Consider the following 2,850-nt stretch of genomic DNA (forward strand, 5'->3'; position numbering starts at 1 on the left):
GCGCCGCGCTGGCACACCGGGCCGCCGTGGTCGGCGACCGCGCCGAACTGCTCGACGGCCTCGCCGCGCTGGCCACGGGCACCCCGTCGGCCGCGGTGGTCAGCGGCACCGCCATCAACCCGGGCGGCGAACGGACCGGGCCGGTGTTCGTCTTCCCCGGCCAGGGCTCGCAGTGGGCGGGCATGGCCGTCGACCTGCTCGACGCGTCCCCGGTATTCCTGGCGGCGTTCGAGTCCTGCGAGCACGCGCTGGCCCCGCACCTCGACTTCGTGCCGTCCCAGGTGCTGCGTGGTGACGACGGGTGGCTCGACCGGGTCGAGGTCGTCCAGCCGCTGCTGTTCGCGGTGATGGTGTCCCTGGCGGCCCTGTGGCGCTCGTGCGGCGTCGAACCCGTTGCCGTGGTGGGACATTCCCAGGGTGAGGTGGCCGCGGCCGCCGTGTGCGGCGCGCTGTCGCTGGCCGACGCGGCGAAGGTGGTCGCCCTGCGCAGCCGGGCCATCGCCGAGGAGCTGTCCGGCCGGGGCGGCATGGTCTCGGTCGCGCTGCCCGCCGACACGGTCCGCGCGCGCCTCCCGCACTGGCAGGGCGCGGTCGAGCTGGCGGCGGTCAACGGGCCCGCGTCCGTCGTCGTCTCCGGCACCCCGGCCGGGCTGGCCGACCTGGTCGCCACGTTCACCGGGGAAGGCAAGCGCGCCAAGCACATTCCGGTGGACTACGCGTCGCACTCCGCGCAGGTCGCCGCGATCCGCGACCGCCTGCGCCGCGACCTCGCGGGCATCACGCCGCGGTCGTCGGACCTCCCGTTCTACTCCGCCGTCACCGGCGAGCAGCTCGACACCGCCGCGCTGGACGCGGAGTACTGGTACGCCAACCTCCGCGAGACCGTCCGCTTCGACGCGGCCATCACCGCACTGCTCGGCCACGGGCACCGGCTGTTCATCGAGGTCAGCCCGCACCCCGTCCTGGCGATGGCCGTGCGGGAGACCGACGCAGAAGCACGCGTCACCGGCACGCTGCGCCGCGACGAGGACGGCCCGCGCCGCTTCCACACCAGCCTCGCCGAGGCGGGCGTGCACGGCGCCGCTCCGGACTGGACCACCGTCTTCCCCGGTGCCGCACTCGTCGACCTGCCCACCTACGCCTTCCAGCGCAAGCGATACTGGCCCGCGCCGCACCAGTGGACGACCGCGCCGCCCCCGGCGGGCACCGCGGCAGAGGACCGCTTCTGGTCCGCCGTGGAGTCGGGTGACGCCACCGAGGCCGCCGACGTGCTCGACCTGGCCTCCGGTCGCGCACTGGCGCCGCTGCTCCCGGCCCTGTCGGCCTGGCGGCGCGGCCTGCGCGAGCGCGCCGCCGTGGATGCCTGGCGCTACGCGGTCACCTGGCTGCCGGTCGCCGAGCCCGACACCCCGGTCCTCACCGGCCGCTGGCTGATCGTCACGCCGGACGCCGACCACCCGGTCGCCGTCCGCGTCGCCGCCGCGCTGCGCGACCGGCTGGCCACTGTGGACACCCTGGTGGCCGACCCGGCCACCGCCGACGCCGCCGACCTGTCGGACCGGCTGCGCGACGGCGAATGGACCGGCGTCCTGTCGCTGCTGGCACTGGACACGACCGCCCACCCCGCGCACCCCGTCCTCCCCTCGGGCCTGGCCGCCACCCTGACCCTCCTGCACGCGCTGCTCGACGCCGACCCCGGCGCCCCGCTGTGGTGCGTGACCCAGGGCGCGGTCGCCGCCGCCCAGGACGCGCCTGCCAGCCCCGAGCAGGCCCAGGTCTGGGGTCTCGGCCGGGTCGCGGCGCTGGAGCACCCCCGGCACTGGGGCGGCCTCGTGGACCTCCCCGACGAGGTGGACGCCCGCGCCGCCACCCGCCTGGTCGCCGCGATCACCCGCGACGACGGCGAGGACCAGCTGGCCGTGCGCCCAGCAGGACTCCTTGCCCGCAGGCTCGTCCGTGCGAGCGGCGGCGGCCCGGTCCGCACCTGGCGTCCGAGCGGTGCGGTGCTGGTCACCGGCGGCACCGGCGCCATCGGCGGGCATGTCGCCCGCTGGCTGGCGGACAACGGCGCGGCGGACCTGGTCCTGGTCAGCAGGCGGGGCGCGGACGCTCCCGGCGCGGAAGAACTCGCCAGGGACCTGGCCGCCCGCGGCGCCTCGGTCACCTTCGCCGCCTGCGACGTCGCCGACCGCGCCGCCGTCGCCACCATGCTCGACGACCTGCGTGCGCAGGGCCTGCCCGTCCGCACCGTCATGCACACGGCGGGCGCCAGCACCCTGGAACGCCTGGAGCACACCGGGGTCGCCGTCCTGGCCGGCCTGGTCGGCGCGAAGGCCGCCGGGGCACGGAACCTCACGGAGCTGCTCGACCCGTCCGAGGTGGACGCGATCGTGCACTTCTCGTCCATCGCCGGTGTGTGGGGGGTCGGCAGGCACGGCGGCTACGCCGCGGGCAACGCCTACCTCGACGCGCTCGCGCAACGTTCCCGCGCCGACGGCGTGCCGGCGCTGTCGGTGGCCTGGGGCCCGTGGGACGGCGGCGGCATGGTCGCCGCCACCGAGGTCGAGCCGATGCTGCGCCGAGGTGTCCCGCTGATCGAGCCCGCACCCGCCGTCCGCGCCCTCCAGCAGGCACTCGACCACGACGACACGTTCGTCGCGGCCGCCGAGGTCGACTGGTACCGCTTCACCCCGGCGTTCACCGTCATGCGGCCAAGCCCGCTGATCGGCGAGCTGCCCGAGGTCAAGCTGGTCGCCGCCGCGGCACCCGCCCGCGCCGGGGAACCGGCCGACGACGCCGGGCTGGCCGCGACGCTCGCCGGGCAGACCCCGGCCGAGCGCGAGCGCACGC

Annotated in this window: 1 protein-coding gene; it reads left to right on the plus strand. The window is 76.6% G+C overall.

Annotated features, from left to right (window positions below):
* A partial coding sequence (locus tag WBA97_RS14005; protein ID WP_424231219.1) for an SDR family NAD(P)-dependent oxidoreductase occupies positions 1–2,850 on the plus strand: 2,850 nt, incomplete at both ends.

Origin of the sequence: Actinophytocola sp., from assembly GCF_049647105.1 — a bacterium.
In the GTDB taxonomy this organism is placed as follows: Bacteria; Actinomycetota; Actinomycetes; order Mycobacteriales; family Pseudonocardiaceae; genus Actinophytocola.